At 65.5% G+C, this 23,490-nt stretch carries 23 protein-coding genes; 14 read left to right on the top strand and 9 right to left on the bottom strand.

The genetic code is table 11. The features are described from left to right. The coding region (locus tag ABC977_RS09245) for a type II toxin-antitoxin system ParD family antitoxin (protein WP_369666967.1) at positions 1-238 on the bottom strand (238 nt) is incomplete at its 3' end. Positions 239-335: 97 nt separating this feature from the next. Continuing rightward, a complete protein-coding gene (locus ABC977_RS09250; RefSeq protein ID WP_369666968.1) occupies positions 336-1,166 on the bottom strand; it encodes a type I restriction-modification system subunit M N-terminal domain-containing protein in 831 nt (276 codons plus the stop codon). A gap of 240 nt (positions 1,167-1,406) precedes the next feature. On the opposite strand from ABC977_RS09250, the gene ABC977_RS09255 reads away from it, so the two are divergent. From ABC977_RS09255 to rsgA, 6 genes are all read left to right on the top strand, one after another. Next, a complete protein-coding gene (locus ABC977_RS09255) occupies positions 1,407-2,105 on the top strand; it encodes a GntR family transcriptional regulator (RefSeq protein WP_369666969.1) in 699 nt (232 codons plus the stop codon). Next, complete coding sequence (gene prpB / locus ABC977_RS09260) at positions 2,102-2,986, top strand: methylisocitrate lyase (protein ID WP_369666970.1); 885 nt, start codon at positions 2,102-2,104, stop codon at positions 2,984-2,986. Before ABC977_RS09255 ends, prpB begins: the two co-directional genes overlap by 4 nt. A 124-nt stretch (positions 2,987-3,110) precedes the next feature. Next, positions 3,111-4,265: a bifunctional 2-methylcitrate synthase/citrate synthase gene (gene prpC / locus ABC977_RS09265; protein ID WP_369666971.1), complete on the top strand. Its 1,155-nt coding sequence runs from the start codon at positions 3,111-3,113 to the stop codon at positions 4,263-4,265. Positions 4,266-4,423: 158 nt separating this feature from the next. Then, complete coding sequence (locus ABC977_RS09270) at positions 4,424-5,872, top strand: bifunctional 2-methylcitrate dehydratase/aconitate hydratase (protein WP_369666972.1); 1,449 nt, start codon at positions 4,424-4,426, stop codon at positions 5,870-5,872. Between the two features lie 220 nt (positions 5,873-6,092). After that, positions 6,093-6,764 carry a riboflavin synthase gene (locus tag ABC977_RS09275; protein WP_369666973.1) on the top strand — a complete coding sequence of 224 codons (672 nt, stop codon included), beginning with the start codon at positions 6,093-6,095 and terminating at the stop codon, positions 6,762-6,764. Positions 6,765-6,792: 28 nt separating this feature from the next. After that, on the top strand, positions 6,793-7,800 hold the full coding sequence (gene rsgA / locus ABC977_RS09280) for a ribosome small subunit-dependent GTPase A (protein WP_369666974.1): 1,008 nt from the start codon (positions 6,793-6,795) through the stop codon (positions 7,798-7,800). Positions 7,801-7,882: 82 nt separating this feature from the next. Here the strand turns inward: rsgA and ABC977_RS09285 are convergent, their stop codons facing one another. Then, positions 7,883-8,887, bottom strand: a complete 1,005-nt coding sequence (locus tag ABC977_RS09285) for an SRPBCC family protein (protein WP_369666975.1) — start codon at positions 8,885-8,887, stop codon at positions 7,883-7,885. Positions 8,888-9,107: 220 nt separating this feature from the next. On the opposite strand from ABC977_RS09285, the gene ABC977_RS09290 reads away from it, so the two are divergent. From ABC977_RS09290 to ubiD, 3 genes are all read left to right on the top strand, one after another. Beyond that, positions 9,108-9,680, top strand: coding sequence for a CNP1-like family protein (locus ABC977_RS09290; RefSeq protein ID WP_369666976.1), 573 nt, complete (start codon positions 9,108-9,110; stop codon positions 9,678-9,680). 156 nt (positions 9,681-9,836) lie between these two features. Next, entirely contained in the window at positions 9,837-11,867 is a 2,031-nt protein-coding gene (gene prlC, locus ABC977_RS09295) for an oligopeptidase A (protein WP_369666977.1), read from the top strand. A 15-nt stretch (positions 11,868-11,882) separates the two neighbouring features. Further along, positions 11,883-13,346 (top strand): 4-hydroxy-3-polyprenylbenzoate decarboxylase, encoded by a 1,464-nt coding sequence (ubiD, locus tag ABC977_RS09300; protein ID WP_369666978.1) that lies wholly within the window; start codon positions 11,883-11,885, stop codon positions 13,344-13,346. Positions 13,347-13,400: 54 nt separating this feature from the next. On the opposite strand, the gene ABC977_RS09305 is transcribed toward ubiD, so the two are convergent. Next, positions 13,401-14,456, bottom strand: coding sequence for an AI-2E family transporter (locus tag ABC977_RS09305; RefSeq protein ID WP_369666979.1), 1,056 nt, complete (start codon positions 14,454-14,456; stop codon positions 13,401-13,403). Between the two features lie 215 nt (positions 14,457-14,671). Then, complete coding sequence (gene murU, locus ABC977_RS09310) at positions 14,672-15,385, bottom strand: N-acetylmuramate alpha-1-phosphate uridylyltransferase MurU (RefSeq protein WP_369666980.1); 714 nt, start codon at positions 15,383-15,385, stop codon at positions 14,672-14,674. Between the two features lie 319 nt (positions 15,386-15,704). On the opposite strand from murU, the gene ABC977_RS09315 reads away from it, so the two are divergent. From ABC977_RS09315 to pmbA, 3 genes are all read left to right on the top strand, one after another. Then, positions 15,705-16,535 carry a carbon-nitrogen hydrolase family protein gene (locus ABC977_RS09315; RefSeq protein WP_369666981.1) on the top strand — a complete coding sequence of 277 codons (831 nt, stop codon included), beginning with the start codon at positions 15,705-15,707 and terminating at the stop codon, positions 16,533-16,535. A gap of 105 nt (positions 16,536-16,640) precedes the next feature. Continuing rightward, positions 16,641-18,083 carry a metalloprotease TldD gene (gene tldD / locus ABC977_RS09320; RefSeq protein ID WP_369666982.1) on the top strand — a complete coding sequence of 481 codons (1,443 nt, stop codon included), beginning with the start codon at positions 16,641-16,643 and terminating at the stop codon, positions 18,081-18,083. Between the two features lie 94 nt (positions 18,084-18,177). Continuing rightward, a complete protein-coding gene (pmbA, locus tag ABC977_RS09325; RefSeq protein WP_369666983.1) occupies positions 18,178-19,527 on the top strand; it encodes a metalloprotease PmbA in 1,350 nt (449 codons plus the stop codon). A 156-nt stretch (positions 19,528-19,683) separates the two neighbouring features. Here the strand turns inward: pmbA and ABC977_RS09330 are convergent, their stop codons facing one another. From ABC977_RS09330 to ABC977_RS09345, 4 genes are all read right to left on the bottom strand, one after another. Further along, positions 19,684-20,097 carry a CBS domain-containing protein gene (locus tag ABC977_RS09330; RefSeq protein ID WP_369666984.1) on the bottom strand — a complete coding sequence of 138 codons (414 nt, stop codon included), beginning with the start codon at positions 20,095-20,097 and terminating at the stop codon, positions 19,684-19,686. An 84-nt stretch (positions 20,098-20,181) separates the two neighbouring features. Further along, positions 20,182-20,529, bottom strand: coding sequence for a P-II family nitrogen regulator (locus tag ABC977_RS09335; protein WP_369666985.1), 348 nt, complete (start codon positions 20,527-20,529; stop codon positions 20,182-20,184). Then, positions 20,526-22,040: a DUF1538 domain-containing protein gene (locus ABC977_RS09340; RefSeq protein WP_369666986.1), complete on the bottom strand. Its 1,515-nt coding sequence runs from the start codon at positions 22,038-22,040 to the stop codon at positions 20,526-20,528. Before ABC977_RS09340 ends, ABC977_RS09335 begins: the two co-directional genes overlap by 4 nt. Positions 22,041-22,098: 58 nt before the next feature. Next, positions 22,099-22,452 (bottom strand): hypothetical protein, encoded by a 354-nt coding sequence (locus ABC977_RS09345; protein ID WP_369666987.1) that lies wholly within the window; start codon positions 22,450-22,452, stop codon positions 22,099-22,101. 332 nt (positions 22,453-22,784) lie between these two features. Between ABC977_RS09345 and ABC977_RS09350 the strand changes: the two genes are divergently transcribed. Beyond that, positions 22,785-23,060 (top strand): toxin-antitoxin system TumE family protein, encoded by a 276-nt coding sequence (locus tag ABC977_RS09350; protein WP_369666988.1) that lies wholly within the window; start codon positions 22,785-22,787, stop codon positions 23,058-23,060. A gap of 9 nt (positions 23,061-23,069) precedes the next feature. Further along, a complete protein-coding gene (locus ABC977_RS09355) occupies positions 23,070-23,414 on the top strand; it encodes an HVO_A0114 family putative DNA-binding protein (RefSeq protein ID WP_369666989.1) in 345 nt (114 codons plus the stop codon). Positions 23,415-23,490: the final 76 nt, after the last annotated feature.

The raw sequence follows: 23,490 nt of genomic DNA on the forward strand, positions 1-23,490 counted from the left end.
TGTACTTGGCCTCCAGCCGTGCGAACACCTCATCGGCAGGCTTGGGCACGCCACTGGCCTTGCCGGCCGCGATGTCGGTGCGCAGGGCTTGCAGCTCCGCCTGATGACGTTGTTCGTGCTCCTCCAGCAGACGCAGGCCGGCGCGGACGACTTCGCTGGCGTTGTTGAAGCGGCCACTTTGCAGTTGCTCGCGGATGAAGGTCTCGAAGTGGCTGCCCAGGGCGACACTGGTTGGCATGGCGCATCTCCTATCTGTTAATAACAGTTATTAAATTAGCGCCTGCCGCGTTCGTCAACGCCGGAGCAAGATCGAGGGAGGTGAGCATTCCCGATGTTCACCCTAGCCCGCCACCAGGTCGAGGTAGCGCCCGGTCTCGCCCCGGTAGAGCCAGACGATGCCAAGCAGGTTCTGCTCTTGCTCGGGGGAAAAGTTGTCGATCTTGCAGGTGACTTTTCGATAGAAGTCGGAGCGGATGGCGACCGTGACATCCACGTCGCCGGTCTCGACCAGCTTCTGGCGCACCTTGGCCTCGTCGCGGGAGGCAGAGGAGGCCTGGGACGACATGACGAACCCGGCTCGGCCCTTGTTCGTTCAGATAGCTGTAGAAGCAGCTGATCCAGACGTAGTTGCCGTTGCTGACCTTGCCCTTCTTGTTGACGCCGGGCAGGCCGAGGGGCAGGCGCGGGTCGCTCTCGACCTTGTCGGCGTCGATCTCGTCGACGTTGAAGGGGGGATTGACCATGACGAAGTCGGCCTTGCGCAGCAGCTGGCCGAGCACGGCGTTGTCGAGTTCCTGATTCTCGCTCTTGGGCAGCACGCCGCGCAGGTTCTCGTAGTCGGCCTCTATGGACTCCATGGCGTCGATGATCGCCTTCGCGCGGTCGGCACTGTCGGGCAGGGCCACCAGGGTGTCGAACTGGGCCTTGGGCCGCAGGAAGATGGCGCTCTTCGGCGAGAAATCCTCTTTGGTCAGCGGCCGGGTCTTGCCAGCGCGTGTTGGCAGGGCCGCCTCGATGGCATCCTTGACGCTCAGAAAGCGGCTGTAGGCGTGGCGCAGAAAAACCAGGCCCATGACCGGCAGAAAATACTCGTTGCTGGCGTAATTGGAGTCGGCCCGCAGGGTGTCCGCCGCACTCCAGAGCCGCCTTCGCGCGGCAAACGTCAAGCGCGACCTTGACATCCGTCGGGAAATTCCCGTTCGCCACGGAACCTTCGGATTCCCTCCGACACACCCTGCCGCCACTCGGCAAGTGAGCCATCGGAAGGCCAGTACGAAAGAACCAACCGCAGCGCGGCACTGAAATCGGGCTTGGCTCGGCGCGAAGTGAAAGTGTCGACATGCCAAACTTGACATCAGGGAGTTATCAGCTAAAGTTGGCTCAATTCCGGTTTGAGTGTCGACACTATGCCGAAGGCGCAGCGCTCGTTTCCGACGATGACCATTGCCGACGAGGTCTTCGCGAAGATCCGTCAGGCGATCGTCGCCGGCGAGATCGCGAGCGGCAGCAAGATCAGCGAACCGGAGATGGCGGCCCGTTATGGCATCAGCCGCGGACCACTGCGCGAGGCGATGCGCCGGCTCGAGGCGTCGAACCTCGTCGAGCGCCGGGCGAACTGCGGGGCGCGGGTGGTCGGCTTGTCGTTCGCTGGGCTGATCGAGATCTATCAGTTGCGCGAGGCCCTCGAAGGCCTGGCCGCGCGCCTGGCGGCCGAATCGATGCAACCGGCCGAGGTCGCCGAGCTGCGCGCGCTGTTGGCGCGTCACTGCGATCAGGTGGCCGAGGATCCGACCGGCGCCTATTTCCAGAAGGAAGGGGATCTGGATTTTCACTTTCGCATCGCGCAAGGTAGCCGGAACGAGCGCCTGATCGCGATGCTCTGCAACGATCTCTATTTTCTGGCCCGGATGTACCGCTACCAGTTCGGCATGAGCGGTGACCGTTCCCAGGCGGCGCTCGATGAGCACGGCCTCATCGTCGAGGCGATCGCCGATCGCGACGGCGAGTCGGCCGAATGGCTGACCCGCCGCCATATCCGCGCCTCGCGCCGCCATGCCGAGCAGCGTCTGGGCGGCGTCCATCAACCAGCGAGACGAACCATATGACCGAAGCACGCACCCCGGGCGCCCGGTTGCGCCAGGCCGTCGCCGACGAGCACCCACTACAGGTGGTCGGGACGATCAACGCCTACCATGCGATGATGGCCGAGCGCACCGGCTATCGCGCCCTGTACCTGTCCGGAGGCGGTGTCGCGGCGGCCTCGTACGGTTTGCCGGACCTTGGCATGACGAGCCTCGACGACGTCTTGGAGGATGTGCGGCGCATCACCTATGCGACCGATCGGCCACTGCTGGTCGACGCCGACACCGGTTGGGGTGGGGCCTTCAACATCGCCCGCACTGTGCGTCAGTTGATCCGCGCCGGGGCCGCGGGCTGCCACATCGAGGACCAGGTGGCGGCCAAACGCTGCGGGCATCGGCCCGGCAAGGCGATCGTCCCGCAGTCCGAGATGGTCGACCGGATCAAGGCCGCGGTCGATGCCCGTGACCAGGATTTCGTGATCATGGCGCGCACCGATGCGTTGGCCGTCGAGGGCCTCGATGCGGCGATCGATCGCGCGGCGGCCTGTGTCGAGGCCGGGGCCGACATGATCTTCCCCGAGGCCATGGTCGAGCTCGACCAGTACCGGCGTTTCGCCGCGGCCGTTCAGGTGCCGATCCTGGCCAACATCACCGAGTTCGGGGCCACGCCGCTGTTCACGACGCAAGAGCTCGCCGAGGCCGGCGTGGCGCTGGTGCTCTATCCTTTGTCGGCGTTCCGGGCGATGAACAAGGCGGCGCTGAACGTCTATCAGGCGATTCGCCGCGACGGGACTCAGGCCGGCGTCGTCGAGACGATGCAGACGCGCCAAGAGCTCTACGATTACTTGAACTATCACGGCTTCGAACAAAAGCTCGACGCCCTGTTCGCCGAGGGTCAGGCGTGACGCGCGCGCGGGCCTAGCCGTTTCTTCCACGGGCGGCCGGTTCCACGGGACCATTTGCCGCGTCCGACCTCGCGGTCGGACCGGTGCAGGGGCCGCCTCACGACACCGCACGAGGAGCAAGACCATGGCCGAAGAGCAACAGACTCAGGCACCCAAGCCGAAGAAATCGGTGGCCCTGTCCGGCACCGTCGCCGGCAACACCGCGATCTGCACCGTGGGCCGAACCGGCAACGACCTGCACTACCGCGGCTACGATATCCTGGACTTCGCCGATCAGGCCGAATTCGAGGAGATCGCCTACCTGTTGATCCACGAACACCTGCCGACGCATGCGGAGCTGGTCGCGTACAAGCGCCGCCTGAAGGCGTTGCGCGGTTTGCCGGCGGCCTTGAAGAAGGCGTTGGAACAGATCCCGCCGTCGGCCCATCCGATGGACGTGATGCGCACCGGCGTGTCCTTGCTCGGTACGATGGAGCCGGAAAAGGATGACATGCCGGTCGCGGGGGCCAAGGCGATCGGTGACCGCTTGATGTCGTGCCTCGGCTCGATGCTGCTCTACTGGCACCACTACAGCCACAACGGGCGGCGGATCGAGGTCGAGACCGACGACGATTCGATCGGCGGGCATTTCCTGCACCTGCTGCACGGCCGGCCCCCGTCCGCCGAGTGGGTGCGCGCGATGCACACCTCGCTGATCCTGTATGCGGAACACGAGTTCAATGCCTCGACCTTTACCGGACGCGTCGTCGCCGGTACCAATTCGGACATCTATTCGGCGATCACCGGGGCCATCGGCGCGCTGCGTGGCCCCAAGCACGGTGGTGCCAACGAGGCCGCGTGCGAGATCCAGAGCCGCTATGTCAGTGCCGACGAGGCCGAGGCCGATATCCGTGAACGGGTCGCGCGCAAGGAGATCGTGATCGGTTTCGGCCATCCGGTCTATACCGTGTCCGACCCGCGCAACGAGGTGATCAAGACGGTCGCGCGCCGCCTGTCGGTGAACAACGACGACCTGCTGATGTTTCAGGTGGCCGAGCGCCTCGAGACGGTGATGTGGGACCTCAAGCGGATGTTCCCGAACCTCGATTGGTTCTCCGCCGTGTCCTACGCCCAGATGGGCATCCCGACGCCGCTGTTCACGCCGATCTTCGTGATCTCGCGGACGACCGGCTGGGTGGCCCATGTCATCGAGCAACGGCGCGACGGCAAGATCATCCGACCGAGCGCGAACTACACCGGTCCCGAGAACCGGCGCTGGGTCCCGATGGAGCGGCGCTGAACCTGAGTTGGCAGCGCTCGTCGCGAGCGCGCGGCGGTCGCTGAGCCCGATCCTTCGCCTACGGCGCCCAGCCAGGTGGGTGGGCGTCTCATTCGCGTCAGCTGCTCGTTTCAAGGACAAGCCTTAATCCACCTCTGAATGATCCCAAGGAGACCCCTATGAGTTCCCATATCGCCGATACCAATGTTCGGCCGGATCCGGATCCGGAACTGGTCGCGATCGCCGACTACGTCTGCGATCACGAGGTCCAGTCGCAGGAGGCGCTGACTACGGCACGCCACTGCCTGATGGATTCGCTCGGCTGCGCGATGCTCGCGCTCCAGTACCCCGAAGCGATTAAGCATCTGGGGCCGATCGTGCCCGGCACCCAGGTCCCGAACGGCGCCCGAGTGCCGGGGACCCAATTCGTTCTCGACCCGGTGAAGGCCGCCTGGGACATCGGCGCGCTGGTGCGCTGGCTCGATTTCAACGACACCTGGCTCGCCGCCGAGTGGGGTCATCCGTCGGACAACCTGGCCGCGATCCTGGGACTCGGCGACTACCTGGCCCGCAGGGCGGTCGCCGAAGGCCGCGCGCCGATGACGATGGCCGAGGTGCTGCGCTACATGGTCAAGGCGCACGAGATCCAGGGTGTCCTGGCGCTCGAGAACAGCTTCAACCGGGTCGGTCTCGACCACGTGGTGCTGGTCAAGGTCGCGTCGGCGGCGGTCGCGGCGCGGATGCTCGGCGCGAGCAAGGAGCAGGTCGTCGATACGCTGAGCCAGGCCTGGGTCGATGGCCAGTCGCTGCGCACCTATCGTCATGCCCCGAACACGGGTTCGCGCAAGTCCTGGGCGGCGGGCGATGCCGCCTCGCGCGCAGTGCGCCTGGCGATGATCGTCGACAAAGGCGAGATGGGTCTGCCGAGTGTCCTGTCGGCGCCGCGCTGGGGCTTCTATGACGTGCTGTTCGGTGGCAACCGATTCGCGTTCCAGCGCGACTACGGGACCTATGTGATGGAGAACGTCCTGTTCAAGATCAGCTTCCCGGCGGAATTTCATGCGCAGACCGCGGTCGAGTGCGCGATGCAGCTGCATCCGCAGGTCAAGGACAGCATCGACCGGATCGACCGGATCGAACTCGCGACGCAGGAATCGGCGGTGCGCATCATCAGCAAGGACGGCCCGCTGCACAACCCGGCCGATCGCGACCACTGCTTGCAGTACATGGTCGCCGTGGCCCTGATCTTCGGCCGCCTGACGGCGGCCGATTACGAGGACGCGATTGCCACGGATCCGCGCATCGATGCGCTGCGCGAGCGGATGGAAGTCCGCGAGGAACCGCGTTACACGCGCGATTACCTGGATCCGGAGAAGCGTTCGATCGCGAACTCGGTGCAGATCTTCTTCACCGATGGCACCAGCACCGACCGGGTCGAGATCGAATACCCGATCGGCCACCGTCGCCGCCGCGCCGAGGGCATCCCAGTGCTCGAGCGCAAGTTCATGGCCGCGCTGCGCACCCGGTTCCCGAAGGGTCAGGCGCAACGGATCTTCGATCTGTGCCAGGATCCGGGCCGTCTCGCCGCGACCCCGGTCAACCAGTTCATGGACCTCTTCGTGATCTGACCGCGAAACGGTTTGTCTGGTGAAGGCTGCGGTCGGTCCGCCGGCCGCAGCCACCCGGGCTTCCGCATGGGGCCATGACCGCTCCGGCGGTCGTCGGGTCATCTCCGGCGGCGGAAATCAGGGTATCCTTAGTGCCCAGGTCGCTTGGGAGGCACTGCCAGGTGTCGGCGTCGCCCCGGGCGTTTCGGCCATTCCCGGCGTGCCATCATGGGGTCGCGATATGTTTACGGGCATCATCCAGGCGGTGGGCGAGGTGCACCGGCTCGAGCCGCGCGGTGGCGATCTGCGTCTCGTCGTCGGGACCGGTGCACTGCCGATGACCGACGTCGCGATCGGCGACAGTATCGCGGTCAATGGTGTGTGCCTGACCACGGTGCACCTCGAAGGGCCGGCCTTCGCCGCCGACGTCTCGCGCGAGACCCTGTCGCAGACGACCTTGGGTGGACTGCGCAGCGGATCTCCGGTCAATCTCGAGAAGGCGCTGACGTTGGCGACGCCACTCGGCGGGCACCTGGTCAGCGGCCATGTCGACGGGGTCGGCGAGGTGCTCGAGCGTCGCGAGGAGGCGCGGGCTTGGCGATTGCGCGTGCAGGCCCCGGACGACCTGGCGCGGTACATCGCGCCGAAGGGGTCGATCTGCGTCGATGGCACGAGCTTGACCGTCAATCGCGTCAGCGGGGCTTGCTTCGAGCTGACGATCGTGCCGCACACCTGGCAAGCGACGATCATCGCCGGCTATCGACCCGGCACCCGGGTGAATCTCGAGGTCGATCTGATCGCCCGCTATCTCGAGCGCCTGTTGCTCGGCGAACGGGCCGCGGATCCGCAGGCCGGGTCCGGCCTCACCGAGGCCTTCCTGGCCCGCCACGGCTTCATTCCGTCCGCCTCCTGATGGTCAGGGCCGGCCGGCCTGCCCGAACATGACCCGGCGGCGTTTGTCCGAACGGCAGATCGAGCGGATCCGCACCATCCAGGAGCGGCGTCGGCGGCGACTCGAAGAACGCACCACCGACATCTTGAGCGAACTCGACGAGCCCGCGGCGCCAGCGGTCGGGTGGGTCGTGGCCCGACACGGCGCGAACCTGGCCGTCGAGGATGAAGGCGGGCGGGTCTGGCATTGCCTGTCACGCCAGAATATCGGCGATCCGGTCTGCGGCGACCAGGTGTGCTGGCAGTCAGCCGGTCCCGGGCAGGGTGTCGTGACGGCGCTGTTGGCGCGTCGCACCCTGCTCGAACGGCCCGATCAGAGCGGCCGGGCGCGGCCGCTGGCCGCGAACATCGATCAACTGGTCGTGGTGTTGGCGCCGCGGCCGGAACCGAGCACCTATCTGCTCGATCAATACCTGGTCGCCGCCGAACGCATGGGTGTCGCGGCGCTGATCGCCGGGGCCAAGATGGACCTGCTGAGCGACGCGGAACGACGGCTGTTCCAGCCGCGCTTCGAGCACTACGCGCGGATCGGCTACCCCGTGATCTGGTTCAGTCTGCGCGAGGACCAATCGCTGGCGGGGTTGAATGATCACTTGCGTGGGCACACCAGCATCCTCGTCGGGCAGTCCGGTGTCGGCAAGTCCTCGCTGGTCAAGGCCCTGCTGCCGGATCGCGAGATCCAGATCGGTCGGCTGTCGCAGGCCACGGGTCTCGGTCGTCACACGACGTCGGCAACGACCCGCTATCGCCTCGCCGACAACAGCTTCCTGGTCGATTCGCCCGGCGTGCGCAGCTTTCGGCTCGGGGCGATCGATGCGGGCGACCTCGCGCGGGGATTTCGCGAATTCCGCCCGTACCTCGGCCGCTGCCGTTTCGGCGATTGCGGTCATGATCAGGAACCGGGTTGTGCGCTCAAGCAGGCGGTCGCGGCCGGTGCGATTCATCCAGATCGGCTCGCGACCTTCCTCGCGTTGGCCCGGGGCGCGCATCCCGGCTGATTGGGCTCCTGTTTCGCTCGCCGGCGGTCGGCGAACCGAATCGGACGCGACGACGCGAGCCACGTCCGAATCCGCGCACCTCTCAGCGCACGGCGACGAAGATCTGAGTCAGGATCTCGTTGCCGTGCGCCGCCTTGTCGGGTCCTACCTTGTAGATCTCCAGCGATGGGCGGGTCTTGTCCTGCGCGACACGGACCAGGCGCAGGTGGCTGGTCAGGCTGTACCAGGTCGCCTCCAGGTAGTCGTAACTGCCCTGGAGGTCGGTCTGGTAATAGCGGCCACCGTCGAAGGTCTTGATCTGGAACTCGCCGGGGTCGGTGCCGTCGGGAATCGGGATGCCGAAATCACAGTCGAAGTTCAAGCCTTGCTCGTCGACCTTGCGATACGCAGTGAAAGGGGCACCGGCCGGCTTGACGCCGATCGCGTCCAGATGGGCCGCCAGCCGCGGGAAGTCCGCGCGCATCTGTTCGACCATCTCGTGGATGCTGCCGTGGAAGGGAACGGTGATTGCCGTCAGTGGCTTGCGCTCCATTTGCCCGATGAACCGGATGCGCGGATGGTCGGCCTTGGGGTCGAGGTGGCCGCGCAGCATCGCGAGGCCCAGGTCGTAGTCCTTGCGCAGCAGCCGCGACAGCATCGGTCCCATGGCCCGGAACGCGAACGGCATCACGCCATTGAGGGTCCAGGTCACCTCGGTCCCGCCGTCGACCTTCGTGAACTCCCACTGGATGGTCCCGCGGTAGCGGAACGGGCGGCTCGAGACGATGCGCTGCTCGATTCGAACGGGCTCCTCGAAGCGCACGTTGGTCAGGTGGCCGAGCCCGATGTGGTGGCCGTGCCAGCGGTAGCTTCCGCCCTCCCGATTGGGCTTCGGGTCCTCGCTGTAGGTCAACCGGGCGTTCGGCTCGTGCAGCAACCAGGGGCTCCAGTCCTTCCAGGTCTTCAAATTGCGGACGGCGTCGAAGATGGCCTGGCGATCGCGATCGATGACCAGCGACCGGCGGACCAGGAAGTCCTTGGGCTTGCTCGCGAGAAAGAGGAAGACGACGGCGAAGACGATCAGTGGTGGCAATAGCAGATACAGCATCAGGGTCTCCGATTTGGCTCTGAAAACGGGCGGCGACAAGCCTAGTCGCTTCCGCCAAGCAAAGCGAGTCGCCGGTGGCCGGATCCGCTCGGTGGCTCGGCCTCAGGCCCGGCGGGGATACCGGCGAACCGCCCTGGCGCCTCGCTCGGATCGGCGTCCGAAGGGCGGATTCTGTTATCCTAATCAGTCCGGTCGACTCACCCAAGCCGCCGTTCCCCGAATGATCACACCGCGCCTGTTACCGCTGTTGTTCTTGTTGGTTGCCGCCCAAGCCGCCGCCCGCGACGACGCCTTCGTGCCGGATGCGGCGCCGGCGCCACCGGCCAGTATCCGCGAGACAGCGCCGTCTTGGGACGAGGGGCCGGTCATCCTGCCGCCCTGGCCCGCGGAGGCGGACCTGATCCGGTTCCCGGTCGATGGACCGGACCGTGGTTTCCACTTCGCGATCGATGGTCGCAATCTGGCGATCGGTGACGACGGTGTCGTGCGTTATACGCTCGTTGCCGAATCGGCCAGCGGGGTGCGCAATGTCTCGTTCGAGGGGATTCGCTGCACACCGCGTGGCCAGCATCGAATCTACGCGTACGGCTCGGGCGGCCGCTTCCATCCGGTTGCCGGCAGCGATTGGCAACCGATCTCGGCCACCGGCCCGGACGGGTATCGCTATGACCTGTGGCGGACCTATCTATGTGTCTTTCGCCAGTTCGTGCCCCGTTCGCGAAGTGCGATGCTGAGTGCCCTTCAGCGCGGCCGCGTCCATCCCATGGAGGGGACGGGTTTCTTGCCGGATTGATCGGATTCCCGCCGCCACCATCTTTGCGTTTACGACCCCGTGAGGCCAGATTCAAGCCCGTACCTGGGGTCGATCGGCGTCAGCCGGCGCAGCATCCGTGCGTGCCTGTGTCGGCCGCCGGCACCGGATCAACCTACCGAGAGGTCTGTTCGCAGCATGGATAACCCTTTGCTTTCGATGACCGGGCTGCCGCCCTTCTCGAGGATCGAGCCCGAACACGTCGAGCCGGCGATCGATCGGTTGCTGGCCGACTGCCGCGCGCGGATCGCCGAGCTGACGGGTCCGGATCGGTTGCCGACCTGGGAGTCGTTCGTCGAGCCCCTGGAGATCCTCGATGACCGCCTGAGTCGCGCCTGGTCGCCGGTGAGCCACTTGAACGGCGTCGTCAATGGCGAGGCCCTGCGCGCGGCCTACAATGCCTGTCTGCCGAAACTGACCGACTACGGCACCGAGGTTGGGCAGAACGAGGCCTTGTTTCGTGCCTATCAGGCGGTCGCCGCGCAGGAGCATCTGAACCCGGCCCAACGCAAGCTGCTCGCCAACGCACTACGGGATTTCCACCTGTCAGGTGTGGATCTGCCGGCCGACAAGAAGGCGCGCTACCGGGAGATCAGCCAGGAACTGTCGCAGCTGACGAGCCGTTACTCGGACAACCTGCTCGATGCGACCAACGCCTGGAGCCTACTGTTGCCCGATGACTCGCGGCTCGCTGGCTTGCCGGAGTCGGCCATGGGGCTTGCGGCCCAAACGGCGAGCGAACGCGGTGAGACGGGGTTCATGCTGACCCTCGACCTGCCGTCGTACATCCCGGTCATGACCTATGCCGAAGATCGGGCGCTGCGCCGCGAACTCTACGAGGCCTATGGCACGCGGGCGTCGGACCAGGGGCCGCATGCCGGCCGCTGGGACAATGGCGCGATCATCGAGCGGATCCTCGCGCTGCGTCATGAACTCGCGCAATTGTTGGGCTTTGCCAACTTTGCCGAGCGCTCGCTGGCGACCAAGATGGCGCGCTCGGCCGGCGAGGTCATCGCTTTCCTCGAGGATCTCGCGGCCCGCTCCGTCGCCCAGGCGCGCGCGGAGCTCTCCGAGGTCGCGGCCTTTGCCCGCGACCACCATGGCCTCGAGCAGCTCGAGCCCTGGGATCTGGCCTACTACTCGGAGCGGTTGAGGATGCACCGTTACGCGATCGGCCAGGAGGAGCTGCGTCCGTATTTCCCGCTGCCGGGCGTGCTGAACGGGCTTTTCGGTGTCGTCGAACGGCTCTTCGATCTGCGCATCGAGGAAGTGACCGGCGTCGATACCTGGCACCCGGATGTGCGCTTCTTCGAGATCCGCGATGGCCAGGGGGTGCTCCGCGGCCAGTTCTACCTCGATGCGTTCGCGCGGCAACGCAAGCGCGGCGGGGCCTGGATGGACGTCTGCACGAATCGGATCCACACCCCGACCTACGACCAACTGCCGGTCGCCTATCTGGTCTGCAACTTCACGCCGCCGGTCGGCGACATGCCGTCGCTGTTGACGCACGGCGAGGTCGAGACGTTGTTCCACGAGTTCGGGCATGGCCTGCACCACAATTTGACGAAGGTCGACTACCCGGCCGTCGCCGGCATCAATGGCGTGCCCTGGGACGCCGTCGAGCTGCCGAGCCAGTTCCTCGAGAACTGGTGTTGGGAGCGCGCGTCGCTGGACTTGTTCGCCGCGCACTGGCAGACGGGCGCGCCGCTGCCCGAGGACCTGTACGAGCGGATGATCGCGGCGAAGAACTTCCAGTCCGGGATGCAGATGGTCCGGCAGCTCGAATTCGCGCTCTTCGATTTTCGCGTCCACCTCGAGTACGACCCGGCGCGCGGCGGGCGCGTTTACGAGATTCTCGACCAGGTTCGCGACCAGGTCGCCGTCATGAAGCCGCCGGCCTTCCATCGCTTCGCGCATGGCTTTTCGCACATCTTCTCGGGTGGCTACGCGGCCGGCTATTACAGCTACAAGTGGGCCGAGGTGCTGTCGGCCGACGCCTTCTCGCTGTTCGAGGAGCGCGGCGTCTTCGATACCGAGACCGGACGGTCGTTTCGCGAGCAGATCCTCGAACAGGGCGGATCGGCCGACGCGATGGACCTCTACGTGCGGTTTCGTGGTCGCGAACCGACCGTCGATGCGCTGCTGCGCCACAGCGGCATCGCGGCCTGAGGGCAGGGACGATCGATGGTCTATCGTGATCTGCGGGACTTCATCGCCCAACTCGAGCAGCGCGGCGAGCTCAGACGGATCGAGCTGCCGGTCGACCCCTACCTCGAGATCACCGAGATCTGCGATCGCACGCTGCGAGCCGGTGGACCGGCCTTGCTGTTCGAGCACCCGAAGGGCTCGGAGATCCCGTTGCTCGGCAACCTGTTCGGGACACCGACGCGGGTCGCGTTGGGCATGGGCGAGGAGTCGGTCGCGGCGTTGCGCGAGGTGGGCCGGCTGCTCGCCTTCCTGAAGGAGCCGGATCCGCCGCGGGGCATGAAACAGGCTTGGCAGAGCCTGCCGATCTTCAAGAAGGTGCTCGACATGGCACCGAAGGTCGTGCGCGGCGCGCCCTGCCAGCAGGTCGTCGTCGAGGGCGAAGAGGTCGACCTGGGCCGGTTGCCGATCCAGACCTGTTGGCCCGGCGACGCCGGGCCGCTGATCACCTGGGGGTTGGTCGTGACCCGCGGGCCGGAGAAGCCGCGGCAGAACCTGGGGATCTACCGGATGCAGGTGCTCGGGCGCAACCGGGTCATCATGCGTTGGCTCGCCCACCGCGGTGGGGCGCTCGATTTCCGCGATTGGCAACGCCACCATCCAGGCCAACCCTTCCCAGTCGCGGTCGCGCTCGGCGCGGACCCGGCGACCATTTTGGGTGCCGTGACGCCGGTCCCGGATAGCCTGTCCGAATACGCCTTCGCCGGCCTGCTGCGTGGCTCCCGCACCGAGTTGACCGCCGGCGTCGGCGTCGAGCTGCAAGTGCCGGCGAGCGCCGAGTTCGTGCTCGAGGGGCATATCCACCCGGACGACATGGCGCCCGAGGGGCCGTTCGGCGACCACACCGGTTACTACAACGAGATCGACCGGTTCCCGGTCTTCACGATTGATCGCCTGACCCATCGCCGCGACCCGATCTATCACAGCACCTACACCGGCCGCCCGCCGGACGAGCCGGCGATCCTCGGTGTGGCCTTGAACGAGGTCTTCGTTCCGATCCTGCAGAAGCAGTTTCCGGAGATCCAGGATTTCTATCTGCCGCCCGAGGGCTGTTCGTACCGGCTCGCGGTCGTCAGTATCAAGAAACAATACGCCGGCCACGCGAAGCGCGTGATGATGGGGGTCTGGTCCTTCCTGCGGCAGTTCATGTACACCAAGTTCGTCATCGTCGTCGATGACGATGTCGACACGCGCGACTGGCACGACGTGATTTGGGCCATGACGACGCGGATGGACCCGGCGCGCGACACGGTGCTGATCGAGAACACGCCGATCGATTATCTCGACTTCGCGTCGCCGGTCTCGGGGCTCGGCTCGAAGATCGGCCTCGATGCGACCAACAAGTGGCCCGGCGAGACGACCCGCGAGTGGGGCCGCCCGATCGAGATGGATGCGGCGGTCCGGCAGCGTGTCGACCGGATCTGGGAGCAATTGGGCCTCTGAGTGTGGTTTTTCGAGACCACGCGAGTTGTCCTTTGAAGCGAGAGACCCGCGAACTCAACGACGTTTCGCGGTGTCACTGAGCAGGATCCCGGCCCAGCGCGTCTCAGGGGAAGAATCGAGGGCGATTTTCGCGATCATCGTCAGCGGGATCGACAGGAGCATCCCGACCGGGCCGAAGACATAGCCCCACAGTAGCAGAGACACCAGCACGACGACCGGGGAAAGCCCAAGGCTGCGCCCCATCAGTCGCGGTTCGATGATGCTACCGATCGCCTGGTTGACCACGACGAATAGGGCCAACACCAGGGCGGCCTCGGTCAGGCCGAGGCCGAGCAGCGCGATCGCGAAGGCCGGCACGGTCGCGATGATCGAGCCGATCGTCGGAATGAAGTTCAGCAGGCCCGCGACGATGCCCCACAGCACTGCGAAATCGACCCCGATCGCGGCGAGCCCGATCCCGACCAATAGGCCGGTCGCGACGCTGGCCGCGGTCTTGATCAGCAGGTACCGTAAGACCGAGCGCAGAAATCGCCGCGCCCGAACCCGTGCTCGACGCCGATTGGGGAAGGCCGCGCTCAACTTGTCCGACAGCGTGCGCTCCTCGAGCAACAGAAACATGAAAGCGAGCAACACGAGCAGTGTGCTGGCCGTGAACTGACCGAGCCCTGTGGCGATCTCCCGCGCGAGCCAGGTGATGGTCGCCGTGGCCGGCCATGGCAACTCGGTCGGCAGCATCTCCTCGGGCAATCCGCGCGTCTTGGCCCAGGCCTCCAGCTCCACGAACCAACCGCTGAGGCGGGCTTGATACACCGGCGCCTGGGACGCAAGGCTCTCGGCGGCGCCCTTGAGCGCGAGGAACAACAGGAAGAAGGTCAGCCCGACGACCGAGAACAGCAACAGCACGGACAGGGGCCCAGGCACCCCGCGACGCTGCATCCAGCCCAACGGCGGGGCACAGATGATGGCCAGGAAGCCGGCCAGCAGAAACGGAGTGACGATGTGGCTGATCGCCTTCAAACCACCCAGGACGATCACCAGCGCCGCCGCGGCGAACAGCCAATGAAACAGGGTGGAATAAGGTGCGTTGGGCGAGGAATTCAGGAGTCGCATTAGGTCGCCCCGCTGCACGCCAGGGGATCCATCGATGGTTCGCGATCAGGCGACGTTACCAGAGTCTCTCCCGGTTGGACAGATCGGCCGGTGCCGGTCGAACGGCGTATGTTCTCAGCGATGCTTGCGGTGCAGGTCCTGCTGGTGGTGCGCCTGTTCCGTCCCGCTTTGCACGGGAAGAGACGTCGCGCCTTCGGCGCGAGAGCAAGGCGCGATCAAGGGGTCGACGGGGTGGAGTCGCTGTGTCTCTCGAGTGGGGCGTCGTCATCGGAAATCCGCAGCATCCGGTCGAGCGCGTGCAAGCGTTCGGGTGTGCCGATGTCGAACCAACGTCCCGCGTGGAGCTCGCCTTCGACCTGGCCCCGGTCCATCGCAGCGCGCAGCAGCGGCGCGAGCGGAAAGGCCCCCGGGCGGCAGCCGGCGAAGAGCTCGGGGCGGTAGAGGCCGATGCCGCTGAAGGTGTAGCGAGGCGTGCCGTCGTATCGGACCCGGCCAGCGCTTAGCGCGAAGTCGCCCTGCGGGTGTTGGCTCGGGTTCGGGACCAGGACCAGGTGAGCGAGCCCGGCAGGCGCGCGGCGCAGCCGGCGAAAATCGAAATCGGTCCAGATGTCGGCGTTGACGACGACGAACGGGCCCGGTCCGAGCCAGCGCAGAGCCCGAAAGATGCCGCCACCGGTCTCGAGGGCCTGTTCCTCGGGCGAGTAGCGGATGCGGATGCCCCAGCGGCGGCCGTTACCGAGCGCGGCCGCGATCTGGGCCCCGAGGTGGGCATGGTTGATGACGAGATCCTCGAACCCGGCCGCCGCGAGCCGCTCGATCCGATGTTCGATCAGCGATTTTCCGCCGGCCTTCAGCAGGGGCTTCGGGGTCTTGTCGGTCAGCGGTCGCATGCGTTCGCCGCGACCGGCGGCGAGGATCATCGCCTTCATCTGGGGTCCGTGGTCTCAGCCGAGGTTGGTCATGGCCGCGTCGGCGGTGGCCCTGACGGGGCCGTCGGACGGCCGCGGCCTGGTAACGATACCATGGTCGCTTGGTGGCTGCCGGGTTTCGCCGTGCTCCGACCGAACGACGGCGGCCGGCCCCGGGCCGACGAGCCGGTGTGCGGCCGCGTTCGGCCGACGCCCGGGGTTCGGGTTTGCTTCTGCGCTCTCTCGGCTGGTGGTATCGTTGGCAAGAATTCAATCACACACATGTCGAGCAGCCAGCCCTTCGGGAACGACCAGCGGGTGCGGCCGGATGAGAACTGATATGAAGACGAAAAGAATGGTGGCCGCAATCCAGATGGCCAGTGGTCCGAATGTGACCGCCAATCTGCTGGAAGCGGAACGGCTGATTCGGGAGGCCGTCGAGGACGGCGCCGGGCTGGTGGTTTTGCCCGAGACCTTCGCTTTCAAGGGCAAACGCGACCATGACCAACTGGCGCTGCGCGAGGAACCCGGCGAGGGACCCCTTCAGGCCTTCTTGACGCGGGTCGCGGCCAGGTATGGCACTTGGCTGGTCGGTGGCACCATCCCGATCTTCGCCGAGGATCCAAACCGGTTGCGCGCGGCCACGCTGGTCTTCGACGATCACGGTCGCCTCGTGGGCCGCTATGACAAGATCCACCTGTTCGATGTCAGCGTGCCCGGTTCCCATGATCGCTACGAAGAATCCGCGACCATCGAACCCGGGGATCGGATCCTGGTCCTCGACAGCCCGTTCGGTCGTCTTGGCGTCGCCGTCTGCTACGATCTGCGGTTCCCGGAAATCTTTCGCAGCATGCTCGACGAGGGCATGGACCTGCTGGCGATCCCGTCGTCCTTCACGGCGATCACTGGCAAGGCCCATTGGGAAACGCTGGTGCGTGCCCGCGCGATCGAGAATCTGGCCTATGTCATCGCGGCCGCACAGGGTGGGTACCACATGGACGGTCGCGAGACCCATGGTCACAGCATGATCGTCGATCCCTGGGGAACGATACTCGCTCAGATCCCGCGCGGGACCGGTCACATCTGCGCGACACTCGATCAGGAGTATCAAGCCTCGGTGCGGCGTACCTTCCCGAGCACCCATCATCGCCGTTTGAAATGCCGGCTCTGAAGGCGCATCTTGTGGGCAGCACTCATGCAGTGGGCGCGGTGCCGTCGGCTAGTGGCCGACCGTCGCCGTGTCGCCGCGAATCACAGAACGCTGAAACCTGAGACCATGAACGATTCCATCCTGATCGCACGTCGCGCCATCCTGGAACCAGCCGGCTTGACCGATAGCGACCTCGAACGACTGCTCGGCGAGTTGCGTGGTCCGGCCATCGATGCCGCCGACCTGTACTTTCAAACGAGTCGCCTCGAATCCTGGGTGCTGGAGGATGGCATCATCAAGGACGGCGGCTTCAACCTGGAGCAGGGCGTGGGCATCCGCGCGGTCAGTGGCGAGAAGACCGGTTTTGCGTATTCCGACGAGCTGCATTATCCGGCGTTGGAGCAGGCGGCGCGCGCGGCGCGTTCGATCGCGGGTCGCGGGCGTGACGGCCGGACGCGGATCGCCGTCGATGTGCAACCGAGATGTCTCTACGATCCGTCGAATCCGGTGGAGAGCCTCGCCAACGAAGACAAGATCGGACTCTTGCAACGGGTCGATCGGGAGGCCCGGCGGGCCGATCCGCGGGTGCGCGAGGTCGTCGCCAGTCTGGTCGCGGCGCAAGATATCATGCTGGTCGTCGCTGACGACGGGACCGTGGCAGCCGATGTCCGGCCGTTGGTGCGGCTCAACGTCAGCGTGATCGCCGAGCAGGGCGGGCGGCGCGAACAGGGCTCGAGCGGCGGCGGTGCACGCGCCGACCTGGGCTACTTCCTGGTCGCGGATCTCGCCTTGGAATTGGCCCGCGAGGCGGTCCGTCAGGCCCTGGTCAATCTCGAGGCCGACGAGGCCCCGGCGGGTACCATGACCGTCGTCCTCGGTCCAGGGTGGCCGGGCGTGTTGTTGCACGAGGCGATTGGCCATGGCCTGGAAGGGGATTTCAATCGCAAGGGAACCTCGGCCTTCGCCGGCCGCATCGGCCAGCGGGTGGCCGCGCCCGGTGTCACGGTCGTCGACGACGGAACCCTGCCCGGGCGGCGCGGCTCGCTGAACATCGATGACGAGGGCACGGCGAGTCAGAACACCGTCCTGATCGAGGACGGCATCCTGCGCGGCTACATGCAGGACAAGCTGAATGCGCGACTGACCGGCGCGGTGTCGACCGGCAACGGCCGCCGCGAGTCCTATGCCCACCTGCCGATGCCGCGCATGACCAATACCTATATGCTGGCCGGCGACAAGGATCCCGCCGAGATCATCGCGTCGGTCGATCGCGGTCTGTACGCCGTGAATTTCGGCGGCGGTCAGGTCGACATCACGTCCGGCAAGTTCGTCTTCTCGGCGAGCGAGGCCTATCTGATCGAGGGCGGGCGAATCGGCCGTCCGGTCAAGGGCGCGACCCTGATCGGCAACGGACCCGAGGTGCTGACCCGGGTCAGCCTGATCGGTAACGATCTGGCGCTCGATCGCGGTGTCGGCACCTGCGGCAAGGAGGGGCAGAGCGTGCCGGTCGGGGTCGGCCAGCCAACCTTGCGCGTCGATGGTCTCACCGTCGGGGGTACCTCGACCTGAACGGTCTTGTATTCGCCGGATCGGCCCGGCGCTGCGAGGCGACCGGGTCGCCGAAGCCGATCGGCAACCATCTCGAAACCTGAAGGAAGTCCCAATGGCCCATCATGCCAGCGACGACCCGCCGCGCCGTTTGGCGCCGTTGCGGGAAACGGTTCAAATGATCCTGGACGAGGCCGAGCGCCAGGGCGCGACGGCCGCCGAGGCCGGAGCCAGCTCGCGCGCCGGGCTCGAGGTCGGTGTCCGTCTCGGCGAGGTCGAGACGGTCGAGCACACGCGAGACAATGGACTCGGCGTCACCGTCTATTTCGGGCACCGCAAAGGGTCGGCAAGCACGTCGGATATGAGCCCGCAGGCGCTGCGCGAGGCGGTCGCGGCGGCCTGCGCGATCGCCCGCTACACGCAAGAGGACCCCTGCGCGGCGTTGGCCGATGCCGGACGCATGTGCCGCGAGGTGTCGGACCTGGACCTGTATCACCCGTGGCCGATCACGCCGGAGCAGGCGATCGAGTTGGCGATCGCCTGCGAGGACGCGGCCCGTCATTGCGATCCACGCATCACCAACTCCGAGGGCGCTAGCCTGTCGTCCTACTGGGGTCTTCAGGTGTATGGCAACAGCCATGGCTTCATCGGCGGCTATCCGACGACGCGCCATGGACTCAGTTGCTCGGTGATCGGCGAGGACGGCCACGGCATGCAGCGCGATCATTGGTGGTCGAGCGCGCGCGCGCCGCAGGATCTGGACGAGGCCGCGGCGATCGGCCGGCGCGCCGCCGAGCGCACGCTGGCTCGGCTCGGCGCGCGGCCGATCACGACGCGGCAGGCGCCGGTCCTGTTCCAGGCCGAGGTGGCCTCGGGGCTGATGCGGCACCTGATCGGCGCGATCCAGGGAGCGAGTCTCTACCGGCGGGCGAGCTTCCTCGTCGATCGCCTCGGGGAGCGCATCTTTCCGTCCTTTGTGAGGATCCACGAGGAACCCCACCGTCCGCGCGGCCTGTCTAGCGCGCCATTCGATGGTGATGGGGTCGCCACCGCCGCGAAGGACCTGGTGCGCGATGGCGTCCTGCAGAGCTACGTGCTCGACAGCTACGCGGCCCGCAAGCTGGGTATGGAGACCACCGGCAATGCCGGCGGTGTGCGCAACCTGATGATCGACATGGGTAGCCGAGATCGGAACGCCTTGCTCGCCGAGATGGGGAGCGGCCTCCTGGTCACCGAGTTGATGGGGCAGGGCGTGAATACGGTGACCGGCGACTACTCGCGCGGTGCGGCCGGTTTCTGGGTCGAGAACGGGACCATTCAGTTCCCGGTCGAGGAGATCACGATCGCGGGCAACCTCGAGACCATGTTTGCCGGGCTGGTCGCGGTCGGCAACGACTGCGATTACAGTGGTAGCACGCGCACCGGATCCTGGCTGATCGACCGGATGACGATTGCCGGGCAGTAGCCTGAACCGCGGCTCGAATGGCGATTCATCGGGCCGGTCGTTGACCGGCTGCCGATAGGCGATATCCGTTCACTTGAGCCGGTCCTGGCGCTCATCGAGCAGGCAGGCGGCGCGGTCGTGACGGCGCTGCGCGATGCGCAGGCCCCGCGGCGACCCTTATTCCCCCCCGTCATCGATACGGCCGTCCTCGGCCATCGCGAGCACCTCGCCGACAATGTCGTTCATGGTCACCAGCCCAACGAGCTTGCCGCTCTCCAGCACCAATACCCGCCGCTTGAACTGCGAAATCATCATTCGGGCCACGTACTTCACGTCCATCATCTGCGGCACCATCAGCGCGGGTTTGGTGTACACGTCGTACACGTTGATCAGGTCGATGTCGCCTTCCTCCGACACGATCGTACGAAGAATCGCCGAGTAGGTGATCATACCGTACGCATCGTGTTCGTCGCGTCGCTCGACCACCAGCGACTTCACCTTGTGGCGCCGCATCTTGGCCATGGCCTCGCGCAGCGTGGCGAGCGGCGAGATGGTGATCACCTCGGTCTGCATGATGTCCTTGACCAGCATGTTGCCTCCGAGAAAAAGAATCGATGCGAAAAGGGGGTCGTGCGGGGCGCTCGCGATCCGACGGCAGGCCAGCGGATGCGAGAATCAGATCTCGCCCTTGATGTGCTCCTCGAAGCTCTTGACCTGCCGGGTGTCGATGCCGGCGATATGATCCAGCGGCACAGTGAAGACCACCCCCTTCGAGTGCTTGGCCAACTCGAGTTCCACCGTCAGTGCCTTCATCACCTGCAGCGACAGCTTCTTCTCCAGCACGCAGATCAGCACCGTCTGCGACCCCTCGTAGGTGAGGCCAAAAAAGGTCTTCTTTTCCTTCGCGCCGATCCCGCGGGCATCGAGCAGGGTGACCCCACCGGCACCCGCCTGCTTGGCGCAGTCGATGGCCCTTTCCTCGAGCTCCTCGGCGACGATCGCGACGAGCACCGCAAATTTCATGATTCAGTTCCCCTCCATCGGTTGGCGAGTTCAACCGCGATGGCGTAGAGCATCACGGATATTATCGGAAAGATCGAGGCAAACGCGATCAGACCGAAGCCGTCGATCATCACGTTACGCCCCTCGATGTTCGTGGCCAGGCCGATGCCCAGCGCGGTCACCAGCGGCACGGTCACTTCCGATGTGGTCACGCCGCCCAGATCGTAGGCTAGGGCCACGATGTATTTCGGCGACAGGAAGGTCAGCAGGATCACCACCGCATAACCGCCCATGATGTAATAGTGGATCGAATCCCCGGCGATGATGCGGTGCACGCCGATGGTAATCCCGACCGCCACGCCCACCGCGACCAGCATGCGGATCAGATTGCCATCGAGCCGGCCCTTCGCCGCCTCCTGTGCCTTCTGGCCGATCGCGATCAGCGCGGGCTCGGCCATCGTCGTCGCGAAGCCGATCGCGAACGCAAACAGGTACACGAAAAGCCAGCCATCCAACCCGATCAACTGCTCGGCCATGGCTTGGCCGATCGGGAACAGGCCCATCTTCAAGCCCACGACGAACGCGTACAGGCCAACGATCACCAGCAGGAAACCGCCCATGACCTTGTGCAGGTGGGCGATGTGCTTGCGAATCACCAAGTACTGGAAGACCAACACGACAGCGATGATCGGCAGCACGTCCCGGAACATGATCATCAGGTCCCGCAGCATGCCGAGCAGAACACTTCCGGCGACCTCCTGAATCACGTCCGTGACCTCCGGATCCACCGCCTCCGCGATGCCCTGTGCCACCTCCCGGACTTCGCCGAAGCTGTACACGATGATCCCGTAGATCTGCACCGAAATCATCGGGACCATCACCGCAAGCCCGACCAGTCCAAAGCCGTGAAGCAGGGGATTGCGGCCGCGTACCGATACCGCGAGGCCGATCCCCAACGCCGCGATCAGCGGCACGGTGACGATGTTCGTGGTCACGCCACCGGAGTCGTAGGCGAGCCCGACGATCTCCTCCGGCGCGAAGAAGGTCACGATGACCACCAGGAGATAGCCGATGATCATGTACCAGTGCAGGCTGTGTCCCAGCAGGATGCGCACGATGCCGAGCGCGACCACCAGGCCAACGGACATCGCGACAAGCACCCGCAATATCAGCGCGCTGATCCGACCCTCGCTGATGATCTCGGCTTGGCCGGCCACCGCGATCAAGGCCGGTTCCGCAATCACCGCCGCGAAGCCCAGGCAGAAGCCGAAAACCATCAGCAGCGGCAATGAACCCTTGCGCGCGAACTCGTTGGACAAGTTCTTGCCGATCGGAAAGATCGCGAGCTCGAGCCCCTGAAGGAACAGCGCGACGCCCAGCACGACGATCAGTAGCCCAACCGCCATCGGCAGCCACGCGTCCGGCACTTGGCGGATGATCACGAACTGGAAGAGGCCGACGACCAGAATGATCGGCAGCAGATTGCGGAACGCGTGGTTCAGCCGTTGCAGGAAGTCCCTTAGCTGGGTCACTGGCGCGGTCTTGTCTGGTGAAGGGATCGGTCAGGCGAAAATTTCAGCGACGGTTCTCTCATAGCCGATCGACCGGGGCGTGCTTGGTGATGTGCCGGTGCAGCGCGCCGATGTCGATCCCGCCGGTCCCGTCCACCGGGACGCAGAAGGCGAGACCTTGGAACGGCTCCAGCAGTTTCAGCTCGAGGTTCATCCGCTCCGCGATCCGGACCGCCGTGCCTTCGTCCAAAAGCGCCACGAGGACCGTCTCGATGCCGAGGTAGGTCAGACCGAAGAAGGTGATGTGTTCGGGGAAATTCATCCCCCGCGCGTCCAGCAGCGTCATCCCGCGCGCGCCCTCCTCGCGGGCGATTTCGCGCGCCGCCTCCTCGAGTTCGTGCGCCACCACGGCGACCAGAAGCTTCGCCTTCATAGCGGATCTCCCCTGCCTGTCGAACCTGGGACCCAAGATAGCACAGCCCAGCAGCCGATCTGCACGCCCTGCTACGGGGCCATCCCATCCGCAAGGAAAGCTCCTGAACGGTCCATCACCAGGGCCATCTGGCGCCCCCAAACGCTCCTCGCCCAGGTCAGCGCGATCGATCAGTCGCGCCTGGTCGGGCGGCCGGGCGTTTGGCCCGAAACCCGCGTCTGCGAGGTGGCGGGCGTCCTGCAAGAGATGTTCGCGACGCTTGGGACTGGCGTTCGGATCGCCGAGTCGTGATGTTCTATTGACAGCACTTATGCTGATGTCATACTTACATCATGCGGCCGATTCTAATCCAAAAACGCCGTTATGATCTCGCCGATGATCGTTTTGTCAGCGTCTCGGTGTTCGAGTTGCCGGCACCATTGCCCGGCAGTACACACCGTTTCAAATACCGTCTGGCGTTGGTGGTCGCAGGCGTTTGCGTATTGCGCTACGACAACGAATCCGGCAAGGGCGACCACAAGCATCTTGGGAGCCGCGAGGTGCCCTATTCATTTGTTAGTCTGGATCGCCTGCTCGAAGATTTTTGGGCCGATGTCAGCCGACCGTAGGAGGCCATCATGACCACGCTCACCATTGACGTTGCGGATTTGGAGACCGTCAAAGCCAGTGTGAAGGCCGCGTTTCGCGGTGAACTGCAAGGCTGTCGGTATTCGTTTCGTACCGAAGAGCGCTTGCTGGCCACGCTCAGCCCTAATCGCTGGGCCATCCTTTGCGCGCTCACTGGCGCTGGCCCTTTGGGCGCGCGCGAAGTCGCGCGGCGCGTGGAACGGGATATCAAGGGCGTCCACAGTGATCTTCAGGTGTTACTGACCTGTGGACTCATCGACAAGACGCCCGAGGGAAGGCTGTCGTTTCCGTATGACGCGGTTCAAGTCGAGCTCGGACACCGCGCGGTGGCCTAACGCGACATCTCGGGCCCGACCGGCTGTGACCCAATAGCCTGGCCGCGGCTGGAACGGCGATTTATCGGCCCGGTCT

Origin of the sequence: Thioalkalicoccus limnaeus (genome assembly GCF_041197575.1) — a bacterium.
Lineage (GTDB): Bacteria > Pseudomonadota > Gammaproteobacteria > Chromatiales > Chromatiaceae > Thioalkalicoccus > Thioalkalicoccus limnaeus.

Bases quoted from the DNA above. Each gene is read 5' to 3' on its own strand.
- ABC977_RS09255 (WP_369666969.1), top strand. From the start codon at position 1,407: ATGCCGAAGGCGCAGCGCTCGTTTCCGACGATGACCATTGCCGACGAG.
- prpB (WP_369666970.1), top strand. From the start codon at position 2,102: ATGACCGAAGCACGCACCCCGGGCGCCCGGTTGCGCCAGGCCGTCGCC.
- prpC (WP_369666971.1), top strand. From the start codon at position 3,111: ATGGCCGAAGAGCAACAGACTCAGGCACCCAAGCCGAAGAAATCGGTG.
- ABC977_RS09270 (WP_369666972.1), top strand. From the start codon at position 4,424: ATGAGTTCCCATATCGCCGATACCAATGTTCGGCCGGATCCGGATCCG.
- ABC977_RS09275 (WP_369666973.1), top strand. From the start codon at position 6,093: ATGTTTACGGGCATCATCCAGGCGGTGGGCGAGGTGCACCGGCTCGAG.
- rsgA (WP_369666974.1), top strand. From the start codon at position 6,793: ATGACCCGGCGGCGTTTGTCCGAACGGCAGATCGAGCGGATCCGCACC.
- ABC977_RS09285 (WP_369666975.1), bottom strand. From the start codon at position 8,887: ATGCTGTATCTGCTATTGCCACCACTGATCGTCTTCGCCGTCGTCTTC.
- ABC977_RS09290 (WP_369666976.1), top strand. From the start codon at position 9,108: ATGATCACACCGCGCCTGTTACCGCTGTTGTTCTTGTTGGTTGCCGCC.
- prlC (WP_369666977.1), top strand. From the start codon at position 9,837: ATGGATAACCCTTTGCTTTCGATGACCGGGCTGCCGCCCTTCTCGAGG.
- ubiD (WP_369666978.1), top strand. From the start codon at position 11,883: ATGGTCTATCGTGATCTGCGGGACTTCATCGCCCAACTCGAGCAGCGC.
- ABC977_RS09305 (WP_369666979.1), bottom strand. From the start codon at position 14,456: ATGCGACTCCTGAATTCCTCGCCCAACGCACCTTATTCCACCCTGTTT.
- murU (WP_369666980.1), bottom strand. From the start codon at position 15,385: ATGAAGGCGATGATCCTCGCCGCCGGTCGCGGCGAACGCATGCGACCG.
- ABC977_RS09315 (WP_369666981.1), top strand. From the start codon at position 15,705: ATGAAGACGAAAAGAATGGTGGCCGCAATCCAGATGGCCAGTGGTCCG.
- tldD (WP_369666982.1), top strand. From the start codon at position 16,641: ATGAACGATTCCATCCTGATCGCACGTCGCGCCATCCTGGAACCAGCC.
- pmbA (WP_369666983.1), top strand. From the start codon at position 18,178: ATGGCCCATCATGCCAGCGACGACCCGCCGCGCCGTTTGGCGCCGTTG.
- ABC977_RS09330 (WP_369666984.1), bottom strand. From the start codon at position 20,097: ATGCTGGTCAAGGACATCATGCAGACCGAGGTGATCACCATCTCGCCG.
- ABC977_RS09335 (WP_369666985.1), bottom strand. From the start codon at position 20,529: ATGAAATTTGCGGTGCTCGTCGCGATCGTCGCCGAGGAGCTCGAGGAA.
- ABC977_RS09345 (WP_369666987.1), bottom strand. From the start codon at position 22,452: ATGAAGGCGAAGCTTCTGGTCGCCGTGGTGGCGCACGAACTCGAGGAG.
- ABC977_RS09350 (WP_369666988.1), top strand. From the start codon at position 22,785: ATGCGGCCGATTCTAATCCAAAAACGCCGTTATGATCTCGCCGATGAT.
- ABC977_RS09355 (WP_369666989.1), top strand. From the start codon at position 23,070: ATGACCACGCTCACCATTGACGTTGCGGATTTGGAGACCGTCAAAGCC.